Origin of the sequence: Arthrobacter sp. 24S4-2 (assembly GCF_005280255.1) — a bacterium.
GTDB lineage: Bacteria > Actinomycetota > Actinomycetes > Actinomycetales > Micrococcaceae > Arthrobacter.
The window spans coordinates 4,461,774-4,482,858 of record NZ_CP040018.1 but is presented as its reverse complement, the minus strand read 5'-3'; the positions used below and the strand labels follow the sequence as shown (position 1 = coordinate 4,482,858).

Sequence of the window (21,085 nt, the reverse complement as noted above, 5' to 3'; positions counted from 1 at the left end):
ACGAGGATAGCGCAATTTAGGCATACCGAAAAGTAGAGTTTCGGTAAGGAAACTTTGGGGATGGTCCGGCGGCGGTGCGCGCCCGGGGCGTTACGCCCCTGGCGCGCACTTGGCTAGTTAGGCCCGGACGGACTTGCGGTTGTAGAGCCACAGCGCCCATACATACCCGCCCACGCTCATGGCTGCGCACCAGATAAGTGTCGCGAGCATGGTGCCGGCCTGCACGGGTGTGCCCATCAGGAGTCCCCGGACGGCTTCGATGAAGGGCGTGAAGGGCTGCACGTCGGCGAACCAGCGCAGGACGTCCGGCATGGAGTCCGTGGGCACGAACCCACTGCCAAGGAACGGCATCAGCAGGAAGATCATGGGCTGGTTGCTGGCCGTTTCGACGCTCTTGGCGTTGATGCCCATGGCCACGGACAACCACGTCACGGAGAACGCGATGAGCGTCAGCACGCCCAGGGCTCCGAGCCAGCCCGCCGGGGAACCGGTGGGCCGGAAGCCGATCAGCACGGCCACGGCGGCCACCAGCAGGACGGCGGCCATGGTTTGGATGAGGCTGCCCAGGACGTGGCCTGTGAGCACGGCGCCCCTGGAGATCGCCATGGTGCGGAAGCGTGCCACGATGCCCTCCGTCATGTCCGTGGCCACCGAGATTGCGGTGCCCGTCGCACCCCCGGTGAGGGCCAGCATCAGGACGCCCGGCACGATGTACGCAAGGTAGTCATCCCTGCCGCCGCCCAGTCCTGAACCCAGCGTCCCGCCGAGAACATACACAAAGAGCAGCAGGAAGATGATCGGGGTTCCCGCGACGAACAGCGGGATAGAGGGGTAGCGCTGCACGTGTTTGAGGTTCCGGCGCAGCATGGTTGACGCGTCGGAGGCTGCATGGCTGATGGTGCTCATCGTGCGTTCTCCTTCTGGCTGGTGAGGGCGAGGAACACATCGTCCAGGTTGGGTGTCTGGACGGACAGGTCGACCACCTCGACGGCGGCGCGCTCCAGGCGGTCCAGCACCTCCTTCAAGGACCGGACGCCGTCGTCGCCGGCCACTTCCAAGGTGAGGGAATCGTCGTCGCGGTTGTTTGGATCGAGCACGACGGCGGCCCGCTCCAAAGCGGCCAGGTCACCGAACGTGAGGCGGAGGTGCCCGCCGGGCACCAGCCGCTTGAGCTCGGCAGGGGTTCCCTCGGCCACGATCCGGCCTTGGTCCAGCACCGCGATCCTGTCCGCAAGCTGATCGGCTTCGTCCAGGTATTGCGTAGTGAGGAAAATGGTGACGCCGCGGGCCACAAGGCCCTGAATGATCTCCCACATGGTGCGGCGGCTGCGCGGATCCAGGCCAGTGGTTGGCTCATCCAGGAAGATGATCTCCGGATCGCCCATGAGGGTCATGGCGAGGTCGAGCCGCCGCCGCATGCCGCCGGAGTACGTGGCAAGGGGCTGCCTGGCCGCCTCGACGAGGTCGAACTTTTCAAGGAGCGCTGCCGTGCGGCGCTTGACCTCAGCCGCAGGAAGGTGCCGTAGCCTGCCCATCAGGGCCAGGTTTTCCACGCCGGTGAGCAGGCCGTCCACGGCCGAGAACTGACCCGTCAGGCCGATCTTGCCGCGCACCTCATCGGCCTGGCGTACGACGTCGAACCCTCCTACCGCGGCCTCCCCGCCATCGGCTGAGATCAGTGTGGAGAGGATGTGCACGATGGTGGTCTTCCCGGCGCCGTTGGGGCCAAGGAGGGCAAAGATGGTGCCGGCCGGGACGGTGAGGTCAACGCCGTCGAGGACTTGCTTGCTGCCGTACGCCTTACGCAACCCGGCCACAGCGATGGCCGCAGGAGTGGTACTTGCCATGATCTTTCCTGCCTTTGGTGGTGGTGGCCCCAAGTTGGGGCCCTAAGCGGTTGGAGCCCTAAGCGGTTGGAGCCCTAAGCGGTTGGAACAGGGGAGCGCCGCACGGTGATGTCGCCGTAGGCGCTGCGGGCACGGATCTCCACTTTCGCGTCCGTTTCGCCGGGCCCGGAGGAAGCGTCGAGTCCGTTGCGGACGCGGCCGTATTTGGTGCTGAGGTCCAGCCAGGCGGCGCTGCCTTCGCGGACACCGATGGCCAGTGAGCCTGCAGCAGACTGGAGCGTGAGGGTCCCGCGGGCCACCTCGCCGATGCTGATGTCTCCGTTGGAGGCCTTGATGGTTGTGGCCGCACCGGCCCGTTCAAGGGCCACGTCTCCGTTGGCGGCACTGACGCGGAGTTCGCCGGCGGCGTCCACGATGTGTGTGCTGCCGTTGCCGTTCTTGACGCTTGCCGTCCCATCGATTTCCCGGATGCGGACCTTGCCCGAGCCGGTCTTGATCTCGGCGCGTCCCGCGACGCGTTCCACAGTCACATCGCCCATGCCGGTGTGGACCCGGAGGTCCGTGCAATGGTCGATGCTGACGTGGCCCATGTCCGTCTTCAGCTCGGCCGACGTGAATTCGCCCTCGCAGCGGAGGTCGCCCATCCCGGACTTCAAGTCCAGGCTGCAGCCGATGGGTACTTCAATGGTGATGTCAACCGCTCCGCCGTCACTGAACCAGCTGTAGCGGCGCAGCGGCCGCAGCCGGACCTGCAGGCGCCCTTCCGAATAGTCCACGGTGGTCTGCTCCGCCACACGGGTGTCCAGGGCACGGGTTGCCGTGCGCGGCTGCACGTTGACCACGGTTTCGGTGCGGTTGCCGGCGACGATCCAGATGTCGGCACGGACGGCAACGTCAACGACGACGGCGATTGGCTGGGGTGTCTCGAAGGTAGTCATTAGCGTGCCCATCCTGTGAAGTTCTGCTCGCCGGGGTCCCGACGTGCCGTGCGTTGCGGTGATTGGCTGCCGCTGAGGGCATCGGCCACAGCCCGGATCAGCCAGGAGTTCACGGACAGGCCATCGAGGCCTGCGGCCTGTTCAACCTGCTGCTTGAGGTGATCAGGAAGCCGGAGCGTCGTGCGGGACGTACTGGCGCCGTCGAGATCCTCGGCTGCGATGCTACGGGACGGCTGGCCCGACCGCTCGGTGACCGCTTCGAAGTCGGAAGCGGGCGGGTTGGTCACCACGAACTCGGGGTCGCGGCCCCGCAGCCGGACCTCCACCGAAGCCGGTGCCAGCTCCAGGGTGATTTCGCTGGCGGCATCGGAAAGAGCCTCCAGGAGGACCAGCCGGACGGTGGACTCGAGCGCGGCAGTGAGGCGTTCGCTGAGTTCCCGGGCGTCGGGTCCGCCGGCTTCGGCGGCCACGTCCAACTGGTGCTGAACGGCGGTGACGTATTGGTTGAGTTGCATGACACCATCTTGACGTCATTATGGTGTCAGGTCAATACATCTTGGTGATTTGTGGCGTCATCGTGGTGTCGCAGCTTGACTCACCCGCCGCCGCCGGGCAGTCTGGACCGATGAAGTCCTAAGCGCAGCCCGTACATTTCGGCTGCATTCCCAGTACCCACATCGGCTATCGCCATACACTGCGGACCTGCGAGGACTCCCCTTGACTGAACATCTTTCCCTGACCGGCGTCACCCATGGCTACGGTGACCGCCAGCTCTTCACCGCCGTCGACCTCTCCATTGGTGCCGGTGAACATGTGGCCGTCGTCGGCGAAAACGGGGCCGGCAAATCAACGCTGCTGCGGATCCTTGCCGGGCTCGAATCGCCTGACGAGGGCACCACCGCGAGCCACGGCCGCGTCGGCTACCTGGCCCAGACCACCGGCCTTCCGGCGTCGTTCACCGTGGGCAACGCCATCGACGACGCCCTGGCGTCACTCCGCGCCATCGAGGCCGAGCTGGACCGACTGGAGTCCGGCCTGGCCGACGCGGACGAGGAGCAGCTGGAGCGCTACGGCAACCTGCAGACGCAATACCAGCTCCGGGAAGGCTACGCAGCAGAATCCCGCGTGGAAGCGGCACTGGACCGCCTGGGCCTGGGCGGCCTGGACCGGCAGCGGACACTGGGTTCGCTCTCCGGCGGGGAGCAGCACCGGGTGGCGCTGGCCTGCGTGCTCGCTGATCCTGCGGACGTCCTCCTGCTGGACGAACCCACGAATCATTTGGACACCAGCGGCACGGCCTGGCTCGAGGCGCGGCTGGCAGCACACCGGGGAACCGTCGTCGTGGTCTCCCATGACCGGGCGCTGCTGCGCAAAGTGGCCGCTTCCGTCGTCGAAGTGGACGCGGAGCGGTGCACCGTCAACCGCTATGGGAACGGCTATGACGGGTACCTGCGGGAGAAAGCCGCCGAGCGTGAACGCTGGGTGCAGCAGTACCGCGGCTGGCTGGATGCCATGGCAGCCGAACGCCTTCAGGCGGACACCGTGGCCGGGAAGATGGGATACGCCCGCCGGCGCGACGGCGACAAAATGGGCTTCGACTTCAAGGCCGGCACCTGGCAACAGGCCGTCACCAGCAAGGTCCGCAATGCCCAGGAGCGGCTGCGCCGGCTCGAAGCCAACCCCATCGACCGGCCGCCGGTTCCGCTGAAGCTGGCAGCGGATCTCCAGGCGGAGACTGCGGAGGACGGTGCCGGTGCCGGCGCCGATGCCGCAGGACCAGCGCTGGAAGCCCGCGGCGTGTACGTGCCCGGGCGCCTGGCTCCCACCGATTTCCGGGTGGAGGCAGGCCAGAAGATCCTGATCACCGGGCCCAACGGGGCAGGAAAGTCCACGCTGCTGTCCGTGCTTGCGGGGACTTTGGAACCGGCTGGAGGCACGGTGGTGCGGCGCGGCCGGATCGGCTATTTGCAGCAGGAGCTGGAACCGCCGGCACGTCCCGGGCTGCGCCTGCTGCCGGCCTTCGCCGCCGGCCTGGGCGGAAACATCGATGAGCACGCCGAGGCGCTGCTGCGGCTGGGGCTCTTCCGGACCACCGAATTCCACGTCCCCGTCGGGAGCCTTTCCGCCGGGCAGCAGCGCCGGCTGGCCCTTGCACGCCTCCTGCTCGGTGGCTACGGGACGATGCTGGTGGACGAGCCCACCAACCACCTGGCCCCCGTGCTGGTGGAACAGCTGGAAGCGGCACTTTCGGACTTCGGCGGGACGCTGATCATGGTGAGCCACGACCGCGCGCTGGGGGAGTGGTTCAGCAGGTGCGCCGCGCGGGCCACCGCCGGCAGCACCGCCGGGAACACTGCCGGCCCGGGCTGGTTGCGCTACGCGATGCTGGAGGGCGCGCTGGCCTAGGTCCAGGCATGGGGGAGCGGTGCGGCCGGCAGCCTGGAAGGCGGTGAGGTTTGCGGTGAGATTTGCGTTAAGGGATCGTTACGCCGCGCGCGCCGGGCCGAAACAACCGCGGAGCAGGATGGAGGGGAGTCAGTGATTCCCACGCTCAAGTAGCGCCCGTGCGGCTCTCCGCGGGGGTGCACTCAGCCGGCCGAAAGGATCCGTCCCGTGATCACCAAGAACCTTTTCCTACAGGGCGTCTTCCCCTTCGAGGGAGCCGGACTCGTAAAGCCGGCCCCCATCCACCGGGAGCTCGCGCACTTCGTTCCGGACGGGATCATCAACCAGACCCTCTACTTCCGCGGCGGCAACTCCAGTTCCGAGCTGATCACGGTGGTCCTAATGCGCGACGGCGTGCCCATGCGGTATTTCCCCATCGGCGCCAAGAGCGACGTGCACGTGCCGCTCCGCGTCGTGGAGGACATCGAGGGCGGCTCGGTCATTGAAGTGTTCCTCCTGGCGGCCGAGGGTGTTGCGGGCTTCGTGGTCATCGACCTGGGCATGGTGGAACACTGATGACAACTGTCGCAAACAAGACGCCGCCCAACACGCCGCCCAGTCCCCTCGGGAAGGGCAAGCTCCGGCCCCGGCACCAGGCGCGGGCGGGCAAAACCCCAACCCGCCGCCGGCTGGTGGTGATCGGCAACGGCATGGCCGGCGCCCGGGCCGTGGAGGAAATCCTGGCCCGCGGCGGCGCCGGGCAGTTCAGCATCACCATGTTCGGTGACGAGCCCTACGGTAACTACAACCGCATCATGCTCAGCCACGTCCTCTCCGGCGAGGAAAGCGATGCGGACATCTTCCTGAATTCCCTGCACTGGTACCGGGACAACAACATCACGCTGCATGCCGGGGTCCGGGTGGAACGGATCGACCGGTTCACCAAGTACGTCTTCGCCAACAACGGCCATGTGGTCCCGTATGACGTGCTGATCATCGCCACCGGCAGCCAGTCCTTCATGCCGCCGATGGACGGCCTCTACACCCCCAGCGGTTCCATCAAGCCCGGGGTGTTCACCTTCCGCACCATCGACGACACCCGCAACATGGTGCAGCACGCGCAATACGAAAACCATCCCTCGGATGGACAACGCAGCGCCGTTGTCATCGGGGGCGGCCTGTTGGGGTTGGAAGCAGCGCGCGGACTGCAAAGCCATGGCGTCGGCGTCGACGTGGTGCATTCCGGCGGGCACCTGATGAACGCCCAGATGGGGCCCGACGGCGGAGCCATCCTCCGCCGCAGCGTGGAGGCCCTGGGCATCCGGGTGCACACCGGGAGCCGCACCACGGCAGTCCTCGGCACGGACAGGGTGACCGGCGTGCGGCTGCGGGACCGGCCGGACATCGGCTGCGACATGGTGGTGGTGGCCGCCGGAATCCGCCCCAACGTGGACCTGGCGGTGCTGAGCGGCCTGCACGTGGAACGCGCCATCGTGGTGGACGACCAGCTGCGGGTGGTGGATGAGGACGACATCTACGCGGTGGGCGAATGCGTCCAGCACCGCGGCGAGGTGTATGGGCTCGTGGCACCGCTGTGGGAGCAGGCCGTGGTGCTGGCCGACCACGTCACGGGCACGGATACTTCCTCGGCCTACCTCGGCTCCCGGATCGCCACCAAACTCAAGGTGGCCGGCGTCGAAGTCGCATCCATGGGCCTGCAGGGCCCGGAGCGGGAGACGGACGAACACATCGTCTTCTCCGAGCCCAGCCGCGGGGTGTTCAAGTCCATCGTCATCCGGGACAACAAGATGGTGGGCGCCACGCTCCTCGGCGACAGCCGCAAAGTGGCCTACCTGACCCAGGCCTTCGACAAGGGGCTGCCCCTGCCGGAGGAACGGATCTCGCTGATGTTCGACCTGGGCGCCCCGGCCGAGGAGCAGGGCGTGGCGGAGCTCGATGACGGCGCGCAGGTCTGCAACTGCAACGGCGTCAGCAAGAAGTCCCTCGTGGATGCGGTGAAGGGCGGCTGCAACACCGTGGCGGGGGCCATGGACGCCACCCGGGCGGGCAAGGGCTGCGGTTCCTGCAAGCTGCTGGTGAAGCAGGTGGTGGAGTGGGCCTCCGACGGCGCCGTGGAGGAGGACCCGGCGGCCAGCTATTACGTGCCAGGCATTCCACTGGACAAGCCGGCCCTGATGGCCGCGATCCGGAAACAGGGCCTGCGCTCGGTGTCCTCGGTGTTCGCCGCCCTCGCGCCGGGCAGCGTGGAGGACGCGAAATCGAAGATGGGCCTCGCGTCGCTGATGAAGATGATGCTGGCGGACCAGTACATCGACGAGCGGGATGCCCGGTTCATCAACGACCGCGTGCATGCCAACATCCAGCGGGACGGCACGTTCTCCGTGGTGCCGCAGATGAAAGGCGGCGTGACGTCCGTGCAGCAGCTGCGCCGGATTGCCGACGTCGCCGAAAAGCACAACATTCCCCTGATCAAGCTGACCGGCGGGCAGCGCATCGACCTGCTGGGTGTGCCCAAGGAGGACCTGCCGCAGGTCTGGGCGGACCTGGACATGCCCTCGGGCTATGCCTACGGGAAGAGCTTCCGCACGGTGAAGACCTGCGTGGGCAAGGATTTTTGCCGCTACGGCACGGGCGATTCCACCAAGCTGGGCATCGAAATCGAGTCACGGTTCCAGGGGATCGAGTCGCCGGCCAAACTGAAGCTGGCCGTTTCGGGCTGCCCGCGGAACTGCGCCGAATCGCTCGTCAAGGACGTCGGCGTGGTGGCGGTGGAAGGCGGCCGCTGGGAAATCTATGTCGGGGGAGCGGCCGGCGCCCACATCCGCAAGGGTGACCTGCTGGCCACGGTGGACCATCCCGAGGAGGTCAAAGTGCTCACCGGACGCTTCATGGAGTACTACCGGCAGAACGCCAACTGGCTGGAGCGGACCTACGCCTTTGTGCCGCGGGTGGGGATCGAGCACATCCGCGCCGTGGTGGTGGACGACGCGGAAGGCATCGCCGGCGAACTCGACGCCGCAATGCAGGCCTCCGTGGACAGCTACGTGGACCCCTGGACGGAACGCGACGATCCGCAAACGCCCGGGCAGTTCCGCACCTCGCTGCCGCTCGCTGTCCTTCCCCAGGTGCCGGTCCGATGAATGCCGGCCGCAATCTTGGCCCTGTGGATCAGATCCCGTTCGGGGAGGGGCGGGCCTTCGGCGTGGACGGCGAACAGGTGGCGGTCTTCCGGCTGCGCGACGGCAGCCTGCGGGCGCTGTCCGCCGTCTGCCCGCACAAGGGCGGACCGATCGCAGACGGCACCATCGACCAGGACCTGGTGCTGTGCCCGCTGCATCAGAACGCCTTCCGGCTGGACACCGGCTGCTCTACCACCGGCGCCGAACCTCTGACCAGCTATGACGTCCAAACCGATAACCATCAGAATATTATTCTGAGAACTTCCGCCAGATAAGGAATTCATTCGGCATATCTCCTCCATGCTGTTGTCTGCGTCACTGGCGGTTCCGCGGGCCTTGTAAGCTGGTTAAGCCGCGCGAGCCCTCGACGCCCTGAGAGTTTTCGTCCACATAATTCCCCAAACGCGGGATAAACCCGAATTATGTGGACAAGACCTTGCGTTCCGGTGCCGGCCATACCTCAACCAACAAGGAACAGTTGTGCCACAAAGTACGTCAGAACTTCAGAGCGCGCCGGCGCAATCCGCCGTCGTTGACTCAACTCTCAGCGCCGAGGGCTACAAAAAGACCCTGAGCGGCCGCCATGTGACCATGATTTCGATGGGCGGCGCCATCGGCGTCGGCCTCTTTATGGGTGCCGGAGGCCGGCTGGCCTCCACCGGCCCCGCGCTGATCTTCTCCTACGCCATCGCCGGCGTCATCGCGTACCTGCTGATGCGCGCCCTCGGCGAACTGATCATGTACCGCCAGACGTCGGGCTCCTTTGTCAGCTACGCGGGCGAGATGTTCGGCAAGAAGGGCGCGTTTGTCTCCGGCTGGATGTACTTCATCAACTGGGGCATGACCGGGATCGCGGAGCTCATCGCCATCGGCCTGTACTTCCAGTTCTTCTTCCCCAACGTGCCGGTCGAAGCGTCCGCCATTGCCGCGCTCGCGCTGCTGGTCGCCGTGAACCTCCTGAGCGTCAAGGCGTTCGGGGAGTTTGAATTCTGGGCTTCCTGCCTCAAGGTCGGCGCCATCCTGATCTTCCTGGCCGTGGGCACCTTCATGGTGGTCACCAACGCCCAGGTGGGCAACGGCCACGCCTCCGTGGCGAACCTGTTCCACGAGGAAGGCGGCATGTTCCCCAAGGGCGCCCTGGTGATGGTCCTGGTCCTGAACGCCGTCATCTTCGCCTACAACGGCATCGAACTCGTCGGCATCACTGCGGGTGAAATGCAGAACCCCAAGCGCGAAGTGCCCAAGGCGATCCGCGCCGTCGTACTCCGCATTGTGGTGTTCTACGTCGGTTCCGTGCTTCTCCTGGCCATGCTGCTGCCGTCCGACCAGTACAAGGCCGGCGTTTCACCGTTCGTCACCGTCTTCGGCCAGATGGGCCTGGGCTGGGTGGGCGACGTGATGAACATGATCGTTATTACCGCCGCACTGTCCTCGTGCAACTCCGGCCTGTACTCGATCGGCCGCGTCTTCCGCACCATGGCCAACAACGGCCACGCCCCGAAGTGGCTCACCAGGATGTCCTCGCGCCACGTTCCGTATGCAGCCATCCTCGCGATCGCCGCGTTCTACCTCGTGGGCATCCTGCTGAACATCTGGCTGGGCGGCTCGCACGCCTTCGACCTCGCACTCAACACCGCATCCATCGGCGTGATCTTCACGTGGGGCGCCATCTTCGCCAGCCAGATTGCGCTGCGCCACAAGAAGGGCCGCGTCTCCGAGCTGCCCATGCCGGGTTCGCCGTGGACCAGCTGGGCCGGACTCATCGCCCTGCTGGCCATCACCGTGCTGATCGGCTTCGACACCATGACCGACAAGGCCACCGGCGAGGTGTTCTTCCTGGGCTTGTGGACCCTCGCGACCGTCCCGTTCTTCGCCCTGGTGCTGTGGCTCGGCTGGCAGAAGGTCAAGAACAACCAGCCCAAGAGCGAACTCTTCAGCTAGCACTTTCGCAGTAGTACGACGACGGCGGCGGTCACCTCCCCGAGGTGGCCGCCGCCGTCGTCGTTCCCCTTTCCCTCATCGGTTGCTCCGTGACGGCCCTTTTGAGGCCCCAAAACGGCGCTTACGGAGCAATCGACGGGGTTTAGTTCTTCAGATGCTTCGCGAAGTGGTCTTCGATCCGCTGCCAGGCCTCAGCGGCAGCCTCCGGGTCCGGCCTGATGCCCATCACGCGGAAGAGCGGCCGCAACGGACGTGGACCCTCCTCGGCGTCGTTCATAAAGGCGTGGCCGGCACCTTCGAATTCCTTGATGTCGTGCTCAATCCCGAGGGTGTCCAGGGCGGCCTCGAGTTTCGCGGCCGCGCCGGGCAGGGTGCGGTCCTTCTTGCCGAAGTTGCCCACCAGCGGGCACGCGCCCATCAGGGCCTCCTCCGGGTTCTTCGGCAGCCGGCCATAATTGACCGCCGCGGCATCGAAGCCGTTCCGGGCGATCAGCAGGGCGAACCCGCCGCCCATGCAAAAGCCGATCACGCCCATTTTGCCGGTGGTACGGCCCGACTCTTCCAGCCAGGCCTGCGCGGCGGCCAGATCGGTGAACGCCTTCCCGGAACCGGAAAGCATCGATCTCATGGTGGAGACGAGGCAGCTCCGCGGGCCGCCGTCGCTGAAGAGGTCCACCGCCAGGGTGAGGTAGCCGGCAGCTGCCAGCCTGTCCGCGTGGCGCCGGGCGATGTCGTTGAGGCCGAATGCCTCGTGGATCATCAGGACGGCAGGAAACGGACCGGCGCCCGTCGGCTCCGAGAGGTAGCCGCGCAGGTTCCGGGAGGCAATGCCGGCCCCGCTGAGGTCGATGATCGTCATCGTTTGGACCTTCCGTCGGCCGTGGCTGTCACCTGAGAATCTCACAAAAAGGCGGCGGGCATCCCCCAAGGGAATTGCCCGCCGCCGGTTCCGCTGGCAGGAGCGTAGCTCCCGCAAGTGATGCTCTAGTCTTTTTTAAACTCGTCCTTCACGTTTTCGCCAATTTTCTTGGCGTCAGCAACAACCTGGTCCTTCTGACCCTCTGCGCGCAGACGGTCATTGTCCGTGGCGTTGCCGGCCGCTTCCTTGGCCTTGCCGCCGAGGTGCTCTGCTTCGTTCTGGATTTTGTCGCCGATACCCATGGTGTATTCCACCTCTCGTTGCCGGTAAAAACTAAGCGCTTTCACCATAACACAAAGCATGCTTACTAATTCAAGTGAAGTTTTTCTTCGGCTCCAGGGGAATTCCCAGGAGGCGCGGGGCAGGTCCGTGACGGTTGCCGGCCCTCCCGGCTAGGCTCGAAGGTATGGACCACAAGACCACCCTTTCCCAGCACGTCAACGCCAGTCCGGACGAGGTGTGGGCCGTGATCTCGGACATTCCCGGCTCGGCCGCCACCCTGTCCGGGGTGGACTCCATCCAAATGCTCAGCGAGGGCGCCTACGGCGAAGGCACGCGGTGGAAGGAAACCCGCACCATGATGGGCCGGGCCGAAACCGTGGAAATGTGGGTGTCCCAGGCTGAGCCGCCGTCACCGACGCGGGCCGGCAGCACCACGGTGAAAGCCCTCCAGGGCGGCGCGGACTACACCACGCGTTTCATGCTTGCCGGCGACGGCGGCGGGACCGACCTCACCCTGACCTTCGGTGCCCAGGTGCTCAAGCCCACCCTCATGAGCAAAATCATGATGGCCCTCTTCGGCAAGATCGGCATGAGCATCACGCGCAAGGCACTGGTGAAGGACCTCGCCGACATCGCGGCGAAGGCCGAGTCCCTCTGATGGCCGGCCGGTCCGCCGCAGGCGGGAGTATGAACGGCAGGGCTACCAGCGGAAAGGGTGCGTCCGGAAAGGGTGCGAAAGTCACGGCGCCCCGGCTCTCCCCGGTCCGGCTCGACGAACTGCGCGATGAGCCCTCGCCAGATTTCCAGCGCGGCGAACGGTATGACGGCGTCAGGTTCAGCCGCGCCGATGCCGACGGCCTGGAACTGAGTGGCACCGACTTCGCCGAGTGCGAGTTCGCGGGTGTTTCCTTCAACGAAACCCAGCTGCGCGGCGCCACGTTCCGGGACTGCATCCTGGCCGAGGTGTATGCCCCGGTGTTTACGGCGGCCCGGGCAACGCTTCGAGAAGTGGAGATCAGCAACCCCCGGTGGGGTTCGGCGGAGCTGTATGAGAGCGGCTGGACGTCCGTCCGGATTGACGGCGGCAAACTGGACTACGTGAACCTCCGTGGCTCGAGGCTGACGGACGTGCAGATCAGCGACTGCATCATCAACGAACTGGATCTCGGTTCGGTGACGGGGACGCGGGTGGCACTCAAGAACTGCACCATCGGCACCCTGGACCTGGCCGGCGCCAAGTTCAAGGATTTCGACCTCCGCGGCACCGACTTCCGCTCCATCAGCGGGCTCGAAAGCCTGGCGGGGGTTGTAATCGACGACTACCAGCTGACCCTGCTCGCCCCGCTCCTGGCCGCCCATCTCGGCGTCACTGTTCTCTAAGTACTGGGAACCCGGTTGACCCCTTGCGGCCGCCGTGTAATCTTTATAGAACGAACGGTCGGTAAATTAGTCGCAAGCTTTACCGCCGCAGATGACAGTGCCGTTTATCGCGTGAAGGGTGTTTCCATGGCCTCAGCAGTTGCAGGACCACAGGCGTTTTTGGTGGGTGGTGCCCGGACCCCCGTGGGCCGGTATGGTGGCGCACTCTCTTCGGTCCGCCCCGACGACCTTGCCGCCCTGGTGGTCCGCGAGGCCGTCTCCCGCGCAGGCCTGGACCCCGACTCCATCGACGAAGTCATCCTGGGCAACGCCAACGGCGCCGGCGAGGAGAACCGCAACGTGGCCCGCATGGCCACCCTGCTGGCCGGGCTTCCCCTGCACATCCCCGGAATCACGGTGAACCGGCTGTGCGCATCCGGGCTGAGTGCCATCATCATGGCCAGCCACATGATCAAGTCCGGAGCCGCGGATATCGTGATTGCCGGCGGCGTGGAATCGATGAGCCGGGCGCCCTGGGTGCAGGAGAAGCCGCAGACAGCCTTCGCCAAGCCCGGCGCCATCTTTGACACCTCCATCGGCTGGCGGTTCGCCAACCCGCTGTTCCAGAAGGGCGAGCTGTCCCGGGACGGCAAGATGACCTACTCCATGCCGGAAACGGCCGAGGAAGTGGGCCGCGTTGACGGCATTTCCCGCGAAGACGCCGACGCTTTCGCCGTCCGCTCCCACGAACGGTCCCTCGCAGCCATCGCGGCAGGCCGCTTCGCCGGGGAAATCGTGCCGGTGACAGTCAGGACCCGCAAGGGCGAAACCGTGGTGGACACCGACGAGGGCCCCCGGGCGGGCACCACCATGGACGTCCTCGCGGGGCTCCGACCCGTGGTCAAGGGCGGCTCGATCGTCACCGCCGGCAACTCCTCCACCCTGAACGACGGAGCCTCCGCCATCATCGTGGCGTCCGAAGCGGCCATCCAGAAGCTGGGCCTCACCCCGCGGGCCCGCATCATCGACGGCGCCTCAGCCGGCTGCGAACCCGAGATCATGGGCATCGGCCCCGTCCCCGCCACCCAGAAAGTGCTGGCCCGAAGCGGCTACGGCGTGGGTGACCTTGGCGCCGTCGAACTCAACGAAGCGTTTGCCACCCAGTCGCTTGCCAGCATGCGCCGGCTCGGGCTGGACCCGGAGATTGTGAACCGCGACGGCGGCGCCATCAGCCTGGGGCACCCGCTGGGTTCCAGCGGCTCACGGATCGCCATCACGCTGCTGGGCCGGATGGAACGCGAGGACGCCAAGATGGGCCTCGCCACCATGTGCATCGGCGTCGGCCAGGGCACTGCCATGCTGCTGGAGCGCGTGTAATGGCGGCCACGAGTAGCGCGAACGGACACTTGGGCACCCACGACTTCCGCACCCTCCTGGTCGAGGAGCGCGAGGACCGCGTGGTGGTGCTGCTCAACCGTCCCGAGGTGCGCAACGCCATCGACCAGCAGATGGTGGACGAACTCCACGTCGTCTGCGCCGCGCTGGAGCAGAATCCCAAGGTGCTCATCATCGCGGGGGTGGACGGTGTGTTCGCCTCGGGGGCGGACATCGCCCAGCTGCGCGAGCGCCGCCGGGACGACGCCCTGCAGGGCATCAACTCCACGATCTTCGTCCGGATCGCCAAGCTGCCCATGCCCGTCATCGCGGCGTTGGACGGTTATTGCCTGGGCGGCGGCGCCGAGCTCGCCTACGCGGCGGACTTCAGGATCGGCACGCCCAGCGTCCGGATCGGCAACCCCGAGACCGGCCTGGGCATCCTCGCTGCGGCGGGCGCCAGCTGGCGTTTGAAGGAGCTGGTGGGGGAGCCGGTGGCCAAACAGATTTTGCTGGCGGGGCTGGTGCTTCGCGCCGAACAGGCCCTCGCAGTCAACCTCATCACGGAGATCCACGAGGCACCGCTCCTGATGGAGGGCGCCCACAGCCTCGCGGACCGTATTGCCCGGCAGGACCCGCTGGCCGTGCGGATCACCAAGTCGGTGTTCCACGCACCGGCCGAGGCGCACCCGCTGATCGACCAGCTGGCGCAGGGGATCCTCTTTGAATCCCAGGCGAAGTTTGACCGCATGCAAGCTTTCTTAGATAAAAAAACGGCCAAAACAGCAGACAAGAATTCAGACCCAGACGGGACGAAGTAACCATGAGCAATTCCGTACTTCCGGAGAACCTTCCCGCCACTGTCGGCGTCCTCGGCGGCGGCCGCATGGGGGCCGGTATCGCCCACGCCTTCCTGATCAACGGCGCCAACGTGCTGGTAGTAGAGCGGGACGAAGCCGCCGCCGAAGCCGCCCGGGAGCGCGTGGAGTCCGCGGCCGCCAAGAGCATCGAGCGGGGCGCCACGGACGGCAACTTGGACGAGATGGTCTCCCGGCTTTCGGTGACTGTGGACTACGACGACTTCAAGGACCGCCAGCTGGTGGTCGAGGCCGTTCCGGAGGACTGGGACCTGAAGGTCACCTCACTTCGGGGGATCGAGGAGCGGCTTTCCGACGACGCCTACCTCGCCTCGAACACGTCCTCGCTGTCCGTCAACGGCCTGGCCCGCGAACTGAAGCGCCCGCAGAACTTCCTGGGCCTGCACTTCTTCAACCCGGTACCGGCGTCCACGTTGATCGAGGTGGTGCTCGGCGAGCAGACTTCACAGGAGCTGGCTGCCGCGGCGAAAAGGTGGGTCGAGGCACTCGGCAAGACCGCCGTCGTCGTCAACGACGCCCCCGGCTTTGCCTCGTCACGGCTGGGCGTGGCAATTGCGCTGGAAGCCATGCGAATGGTGGAGGAGGGCGTCGCGTCCGCCGAGGACATCGACAACGCCATGGTGCTGGGCTACAAGCACCCCACCGGTCCGCTGCGGACCACGGACATCGTGGGCCTGGACGTCCGGCTGGGCATCGCGGAGTACCTCCAGTCCACGCTGGGGGAGCGCTTCGCCCCGCCGCAGATCCTGCGCGACAAGGTGGCCCGCGGGGAACTGGGCCGGAAGTCCGGGAAGGGCTTCTTCGACTGGGCCAGCTAATCTCCTAGGCGGACACCTGTTGGGGGCGTCCGCCTAGGTCTACCCGTGGGTGTACTCCAACGCGGCCGTCCTAGGATGGTGCGGTGACTTCCATCAAACCCATCACTCTGACCGGCCGGCACGTCGTCCTTGAGCCGCTGGGCCACGCGCACCACCACGGCCTGGTTGAAGCAGCCCGCGACGGCGAGCTCTGGAAGCTCTGGTACACCAGTGTGCCCGCACCGGAGGGCATGGCAGCCGAGATCGACCGCCGCCTCGGGCTCCAGGAACAGGGCTCCATGCTGCCGTTCACCACGCGCCTCATTGACCCTGCCACCGGGGACCCGGGCGCGTGATCGGGATGACCACCTACATGAACATCGACGCCGCCACTCCGCGCGTGGAGATCGGGTCCACCTGGAATGCGGCGTCCTCCCACGGCAGCGGCAGCAACCCGGATTCGAAGCTGCTGCTGTTGCGGCATGCCTTCGAAACGCTGGGCTGCCCGGCCGTTGAGTTCCGGACGCACTGGATGAACCACCAGTCCCGGGAAGCCATCGCGCGGCTGGGAGCCAAACAGGACGGGGTGCTCAGGAACCACACGCGGACCGCGGACGGGGCGCTCCGGGATACCGTGGTGTTCTCGATCCTGGAGCACGAATGGCCCATGGTCCGTGCCGGCCTGGAGTTCAGGCTCGCGAAGCAGCGCTAGGAAACAGCGCTGGGGCGTCAGCTATTTCTTCGCCAGCTGGGCCGGTTTGACCTCGCCCATTACCGCTCCGGCGTAGGCCAGGTGACCCGCCGCATTCGGGTGGAAGTTGGAATCCGCCCGAAGATTCTCAAGGTCAAAGACGATCCAGGGATCGGCTGAATTCACGGCGTGCCCGGCAAACTTCGCTGTGACGTCGACGAACTGTGCGTTCGCGCCGGAGGCGTTGGCATGGTCGACTGCCGTGGCGATGGCGGCGTTGAGCCTGTCCGTGGCCTGGTTGATTAGTCGCTGCTCGTCCAAGGAGAAGTAGGGATCCCCCGCGGCGGGCTCGAACAGCCTCGGATAGCCCATAACCGCGATCTTCGCGGAGGGGCAAACGCATGGATCGTGTTGTAGGCAGTCTCCAGCCCGGCACCAACCGGCGCCAGGGCGCCTTCGGAGGCTGCCACCGCGGCGGCGCACTGTTCCACGCCATAGGTGGCGCAGGCCAGCAGCACCTGGGTCACGCCGGCGTCATTGGCTCCGGCAGTGACGGTGACCATGCTGGTGGACGCATTCAGGGCCCTGGTAAAGGCCAGCGTGCTGATCTGGGTTTCAACGCTCGTTTCAGTGCCACCGGTAAGGAGTGCCCCGTGGCAGGCGGCGTTGACCACCAGGGACACCCGGCCTGTGTTGTCGACGTCGGCAACGTACCCCGGGCTGCTTTGCCAGCAGGTGGTGTTGTCCGGTTTGATGGCTGCCCCCGCACCTGTTCCCGCGGTGTAGGAGTCACCGATGGCGACGTAGCTGACCTGCGGAGCCGGTGCCGCTCCCGCCGGACCCGCCGCGGTCCCCAAAGCCAGTGCCAGCGTAGCCAGGCCGGCCCCGAACGCCGCGCGCCGCCGTCGTAATATCCGGTCACCCATCAGTCTCCCCTTTGATCTGAATTGTGCACCGGGCTGTGCGGCCGGGGCAGGCGGCAGAGCCGCAATTACGCCTAAGAGTACTCCCGGGCGGGCTGGAGGCATACGGTTCCGACCACCCAAAGACCGGCCGGCCGCCACTCCATTTTTCGCCAGGAAGCGGTGCCGGATGTCGGGGCTCTGTGGTTAGCTGTCTGGATGGAACAGCCTGGACAGCCCGTGCACTGGGACGGAGCCGTGAATGCGTGGCGCATTTCGGGCAGCGTCTTCAGGATGGGGCGCCGGGAATGGGTCACCGAGGCGGGCTGGTCCCAGGCGTACGACGACGGCGTCCGCACCGTGATCGACCTGCGCAACGCCGCGGAGCACGGCCACCGGGATACCGACCCGGAAGTGGGTCCGGACGTGCTGGCGGCGTTCCACGTCGTGCACGCTCCCACCGAGGACCCCGATCACCCGGAGTTCAAGGAGCTGTGTTCCCCGTACCTGAACGATCCGGCCTGCTACGCGGCCAATACGCGTCTGTTTCCGGACAAGCTCGTGGCCGTTTTCAGGGCTGTGGCCGCCGCCCCTGCCGGCGTGGTGATTCACTGCTCGGCCGGGCGGGACCGCAGTGGAATGGTCGCTGCCATGCTGCAGGACCTCTCCGGCGCAGGTGACCATCGGATCGTTTCCGCTTACCAGGCGGCCATGCGGGCCATCAACGAACGCCACCGCACGGCCAGTCCGCCCCACAAACATGAGCGCTATCTTGACGAAGCCGCGTTGGTTCCCCTGCTGGAGAAGCGCGGCGGCGGGGCACTGGAATTCGTCCGGCGGCTGGATACCGAAAACTACCTCTTGCGGCACGGGATCACCGCTGCCGAGTTGGCTGCCATCCGGTCCAGGCTGGCAACCAGGGTGACGACATGAACGACATTTGGGGGACACTTTGACGCTCCATTCCGCACGGAAACGGTTCAACCGCGCCCTGGGGCTGGCTGCCGCCGCCGCCCTGGCCCTCGGCTCCACCTTCCTGGCCGTTCCGGCTTCGGCGGAGTCCGGAGCGCCGGTTCCTGCGCCGGCTGCTGCTTCGGCTCCCGCTGCTGCTTCGGCGGCGGGCTCTTCGGCGGCGTCGCCGCCGGCCGCCGGTGTTTCAGCGCCTGGCATCAGCGACGCCGGGCTGACGGAGGCAGTCCTCCGCGACCTGGATATGACGCTGGAACAGTTCAACGCCGCGGGTGGGCAGGGCAAACGCGCGGCCGACGCCGTTGCCTCCTTGCGAGCGCTGCCCGGCTATGTGGGAATCAGCTTGAAGGACGGAAGGATCGTGGTGGAGGGGAGCGGACCTCGGCTTGAGGCCCGGGTCGCGGAACTCAATGCTGCGGGGCAAAGTGGTGCGGGGCAGGCTGTAGCCGGAGATGCTGCGGGTGCGCCCGGTGAATTCGTCCTTGTTGCACCCGCCGCTAAAGCTACCGCCCCTGCACCGACAGTCCCCGCTGCCGCCGCCGCCGCCCCGACGTCCGCGCCGACCGCGCCGGCAGCCCCGGAACGCGTCGCGGCAAGCACGGAACAGCTGTTCAAGGACTACGTCCGTGAGGTTGGTGCCGCAGGCCTTCAGGCCGTGGCCTACACGAACGGCAGCTTTGTGATCCGCACCGGCGGAACCAACCAGGCGGAGGCCGGCCGCGCCCAGGTTTCCCCCGCGGCCCCGGCGGCGTTGGCGGAACCGGCAACTCCGGCCGGCCGCGCCCAGGTTTCCCCCGCGGCCCCGGCGGCGTTGGCGGAACCGGCAACTCCGGCCGGCGGCGCTACGGAATCCACGGCTCCTGCAGCTACACCCGCGGCCTCGCCGGCGGAATTCGTTGCACGCTATTCAAATGTCCGGCTGGAGCAGGGCGAACCGCTGGCCCCGGAAGAGGACTTCTTCGGCGGCCAGGGCTATGTCCTAAACGGCGGCATCAGGTGCTCCGCCGGGTACGGCGCGTACAGCCCGGCCGGCGACCCCCTGGTGCTCACCGCCGGCCACTGCACTGAAGACGGCACCCTTTCAACGGCGGACGTGGAGCTCCCGGAATCGCCTGCCAACAAACTGCTCGGGACAATGGGCTTCAGCCAGTTCGGAGGGCCCGGCAACTCCTGGATCACCGGAGACGAGTCCAACCCCGGAAACATCGGCACAGATATCGCCGTGATCGAGGGCATCCGGTCCGGCCTGGATGTTCAGCCGGCCGCCACGCGGTGGGATGCCCCCGCCGATCCCGCGTCCACGTCCGTGAAGATCATCGGAACAGCGTCGCCGTCTCCGGGGCAACCCGTCTGCCGGTCGGGCCGCACCGAGCACTGGTCCTGCGGCACCGTGGATGAGGTGGGGATCTACGTGGTGGGTGGAATCACCACCGACCCCGCCGACCTCCGGGCATTCCACGGTTTCCTGTCCAACTCCGTCCAGTCCAGCGGCGGCGACTCGGGCGGTCCGTGGATCAGCGGTAACTTCGCCGTTGGCACGCATTCCGCGGGAGACGCACCGGGCTCGGTGGCGAACTTCGCCGTTGCCACCACGCTGGAGGACGCCATGACCCGGCTGCCCGGCGTTCAGCTTCAGCTGTTCCTCAACAAACCCGTGCTGACGGAACCGGCCGGTGGCGCCGGGGTTGCGGTTGGCCAGACCATCACGGGCCACGTTCCGGCAGCCCCGGCCTCCGCCGTCGCGGCAGGCTCGAAAGTGCGCGTCACGGTGCCGGGGCAGGCGCCCCTGGAAATACCGGTGGATAACTCGGGGCAATGGCAGTTCCCAGCGCCTTCTCCGGCCGGCAGGTTGGGTTTTACGGCCGAAACCATCAACGGCTTCAGCCACTCCGGCGCAGCCTCGTTCGAGGTCACCGTGCTGCCGTCAGACCTGCCTGCACCGGAGATCACCAGCCCGGGGGACAGCGAGTCCCGCACCGCCGTCGAAAGCATCGAAGGAACAGGCACGCCCGGTGCCACGGTGAAACTCTCCGGTGACGCCTCGGGCCAGGCCGTGGTTGGCCTCGACGGCAAATGGGCTGTCCCCTTCAGCGGCAACGCCAGGTTCGGCTCCTTCACCGTCAAGGCAGCTCAGACCGCCCGGGGCGTTGCGGACGGCCCCGTTACGAGCCGGACCTTCACCCTGGTGCCGCCGGCACCCGCCATTACCAACATCCAGAACGTTCAGCATTTTGCCCACGATGCCGTTCCGCAGCGGATCACCGGTTCGGCGCTGAACGGTGCCGTGGTGAGCGTGGTGATCGACGGCGCCGCGGCCGGACAGACCGCCTCGAACGGTACCTGGAGCGCAGCATTGCCGGACGGACTGGCAGCAGGCACCCACACCGTGGCTGTGAGCCAGACGGTCGACGGCGTCACATCGGCGGCGGCCAACGTCGCGTTCATCGTTGACCCGGCCCCGGTGATCGTGCCTGCCGGCGTCACGCCGTCGGGATCCGGACAGTTGCCCGCCACCGGAGCCGACGGCCTGCTTGCGGCCGCCGGAGTCGGGGCTGCAGTGCTGCTGCTCGGCGGGGTCGCGCTGCTCCTGGCCAGGCGGCGCTTGCGCCGCTGAGCCGGCGCTTAGCGCGGCGCCGCTCGCGCCGCTGAGCCCCTTGGTGCGG

20 protein-coding genes and 1 pseudogene are annotated in these 21,085 nt (G+C 66.8%); 13 read left to right on the top strand and 8 right to left on the bottom strand.

Annotated elements, in window-relative coordinates; genetic code table 11:
• Positions 1-117: 117 nt before the first annotated feature.
• The 4 genes from FCN77_RS20825 to FCN77_RS20810 form a co-directional block, all read right to left on the bottom strand.
• The gene (locus FCN77_RS20825; RefSeq protein ID WP_137323796.1) at positions 118-906 is read right to left on the bottom strand and encodes an ABC transporter permease; all 789 of its coding nucleotides are present in this window, start codon (positions 904-906) and stop codon (positions 118-120) included.
• Positions 903-1,847: an ATP-binding cassette domain-containing protein gene (locus FCN77_RS20820; protein WP_137323795.1), complete on the bottom strand. Its 945-nt coding sequence runs from the start codon at positions 1,845-1,847 to the stop codon at positions 903-905. Before FCN77_RS20820 ends, FCN77_RS20825 begins: the two co-directional genes overlap by 4 nt.
• 74 nt (positions 1,848-1,921) lie before the next feature.
• The gene (locus FCN77_RS20815; RefSeq protein WP_137323794.1) at positions 1,922-2,785 is read right to left on the bottom strand and encodes a DUF4097 family beta strand repeat-containing protein; all 864 of its coding nucleotides are present in this window, start codon (positions 2,783-2,785) and stop codon (positions 1,922-1,924) included.
• On the bottom strand, positions 2,785-3,300 hold the full coding sequence (locus FCN77_RS20810) for a histidine kinase (protein WP_137323793.1): 516 nt from the start codon (positions 3,298-3,300) through the stop codon (positions 2,785-2,787). The genes FCN77_RS20815 and FCN77_RS20810 overlap by 1 nt, the downstream gene beginning before the upstream one ends.
• A 202-nt stretch (positions 3,301-3,502) precedes the next feature.
• Between FCN77_RS20810 and FCN77_RS20805 the strand changes: the two genes are divergently transcribed.
• From FCN77_RS20805 to FCN77_RS20785, 5 genes are all read left to right on the top strand, one after another.
• On the top strand, positions 3,503-5,191 hold the full coding sequence (locus tag FCN77_RS20805; RefSeq protein WP_137323792.1) for an ABC-F family ATP-binding cassette domain-containing protein: 1,689 nt from the start codon (positions 3,503-3,505) through the stop codon (positions 5,189-5,191).
• 207 nt (positions 5,192-5,398) lie between these two features.
• Positions 5,399-5,746, top strand: a complete 348-nt coding sequence (locus FCN77_RS20800; protein ID WP_137323791.1) for a molybdopterin oxidoreductase — start codon at positions 5,399-5,401, stop codon at positions 5,744-5,746.
• Positions 5,747-5,880: 134 nt separating this feature from the next.
• Positions 5,881-8,331, top strand: coding sequence for a nitrite reductase large subunit NirB (gene nirB, locus FCN77_RS20795; protein WP_254679047.1), 2,451 nt, complete (start codon positions 5,881-5,883; stop codon positions 8,329-8,331).
• Complete coding sequence (locus FCN77_RS20790; RefSeq protein WP_137323790.1) at positions 8,328-8,645, top strand: Rieske (2Fe-2S) protein; 318 nt, start codon at positions 8,328-8,330, stop codon at positions 8,643-8,645. Before nirB ends, FCN77_RS20790 begins: the two co-directional genes overlap by 4 nt.
• A 205-nt stretch (positions 8,646-8,850) precedes the next feature.
• A complete protein-coding gene (locus FCN77_RS20785) occupies positions 8,851-10,311 on the top strand; it encodes an amino acid permease (protein WP_137323789.1) in 1,461 nt (486 codons plus the stop codon).
• A 142-nt stretch (positions 10,312-10,453) separates the two neighbouring features.
• Here the strand turns inward: FCN77_RS20785 and FCN77_RS20780 are convergent, their stop codons facing one another.
• Positions 10,454-11,170: a dienelactone hydrolase family protein gene (locus tag FCN77_RS20780; RefSeq protein ID WP_137323788.1), complete on the bottom strand. Its 717-nt coding sequence runs from the start codon at positions 11,168-11,170 to the stop codon at positions 10,454-10,456.
• 125 nt (positions 11,171-11,295) lie between these two features.
• Complete coding sequence (locus FCN77_RS20775; protein ID WP_137324892.1) at positions 11,296-11,472, bottom strand: CsbD family protein; 177 nt, start codon at positions 11,470-11,472, stop codon at positions 11,296-11,298.
• A 164-nt stretch (positions 11,473-11,636) separates the two neighbouring features.
• On the opposite strand from FCN77_RS20775, the gene FCN77_RS20770 reads away from it, so the two are divergent.
• The 6 genes and pseudogenes from FCN77_RS20770 (at position 11,637) to FCN77_RS20745 (ending at position 16,572) form a co-directional block, all read left to right on the top strand.
• On the top strand, positions 11,637-12,110 hold the full coding sequence (locus tag FCN77_RS20770; RefSeq protein ID WP_137323787.1) for an SRPBCC family protein: 474 nt from the start codon (positions 11,637-11,639) through the stop codon (positions 12,108-12,110).
• Positions 12,111-12,139: 29 nt separating this feature from the next.
• Entirely contained in the window at positions 12,140-12,832 is a 693-nt protein-coding gene (locus FCN77_RS20765; RefSeq protein ID WP_137323786.1) for a pentapeptide repeat-containing protein, read from the top strand.
• 126 nt (positions 12,833-12,958) lie between these two features.
• Positions 12,959-14,188 carry an acetyl-CoA C-acyltransferase gene (locus FCN77_RS20760; protein WP_137323785.1) on the top strand — a complete coding sequence of 410 codons (1,230 nt, stop codon included), beginning with the start codon at positions 12,959-12,961 and terminating at the stop codon, positions 14,186-14,188.
• Positions 14,188-15,006, top strand: coding sequence for an enoyl-CoA hydratase/isomerase family protein (locus FCN77_RS20755; protein ID WP_137323784.1), 819 nt, complete (start codon positions 14,188-14,190; stop codon positions 15,004-15,006). The genes FCN77_RS20760 and FCN77_RS20755 overlap by 1 nt, the downstream gene beginning before the upstream one ends.
• Before the next feature lie 2 nt (positions 15,007-15,008).
• Complete coding sequence (locus FCN77_RS20750; protein ID WP_137323783.1) at positions 15,009-15,881, top strand: 3-hydroxyacyl-CoA dehydrogenase family protein; 873 nt, start codon at positions 15,009-15,011, stop codon at positions 15,879-15,881.
• An 83-nt stretch (positions 15,882-15,964) separates the two neighbouring features.
• Positions 15,965-16,572, top strand: a pseudogene (locus tag FCN77_RS20745) (GNAT family N-acetyltransferase).
• 21 nt (positions 16,573-16,593) lie between these two features.
• Here the strand turns inward: FCN77_RS20745 and FCN77_RS27110 are convergent.
• Positions 16,594-16,872: a hypothetical protein gene (locus FCN77_RS27110; RefSeq protein WP_254678665.1), complete on the bottom strand. Its 279-nt coding sequence runs from the start codon at positions 16,870-16,872 to the stop codon at positions 16,594-16,596.
• Positions 16,854-17,477, bottom strand: a complete 624-nt coding sequence (locus FCN77_RS20740) for a GDSL-type esterase/lipase family protein (protein WP_254678664.1) — start codon at positions 17,475-17,477, stop codon at positions 16,854-16,856. The genes FCN77_RS27110 and FCN77_RS20740 overlap by 19 nt, the downstream gene beginning before the upstream one ends.
• A 195-nt stretch (positions 17,478-17,672) precedes the next feature.
• Here FCN77_RS20740 and FCN77_RS20735 point away from each other — a divergent pair, with 195 nt between their 5' ends.
• Together FCN77_RS20735 and FCN77_RS20730 are read left to right on the top strand one after the other, a co-directional pair.
• A complete protein-coding gene (locus FCN77_RS20735; RefSeq protein ID WP_137323782.1) occupies positions 17,673-18,386 on the top strand; it encodes a tyrosine-protein phosphatase in 714 nt (237 codons plus the stop codon).
• 19 nt (positions 18,387-18,405) lie between these two features.
• Complete coding sequence (locus FCN77_RS20730; RefSeq protein ID WP_137323781.1) at positions 18,406-21,036, top strand: trypsin-like serine protease; 2,631 nt, start codon at positions 18,406-18,408, stop codon at positions 21,034-21,036.
• The last annotated feature ends 49 nt before the right edge of the window (positions 21,037-21,085 follow it).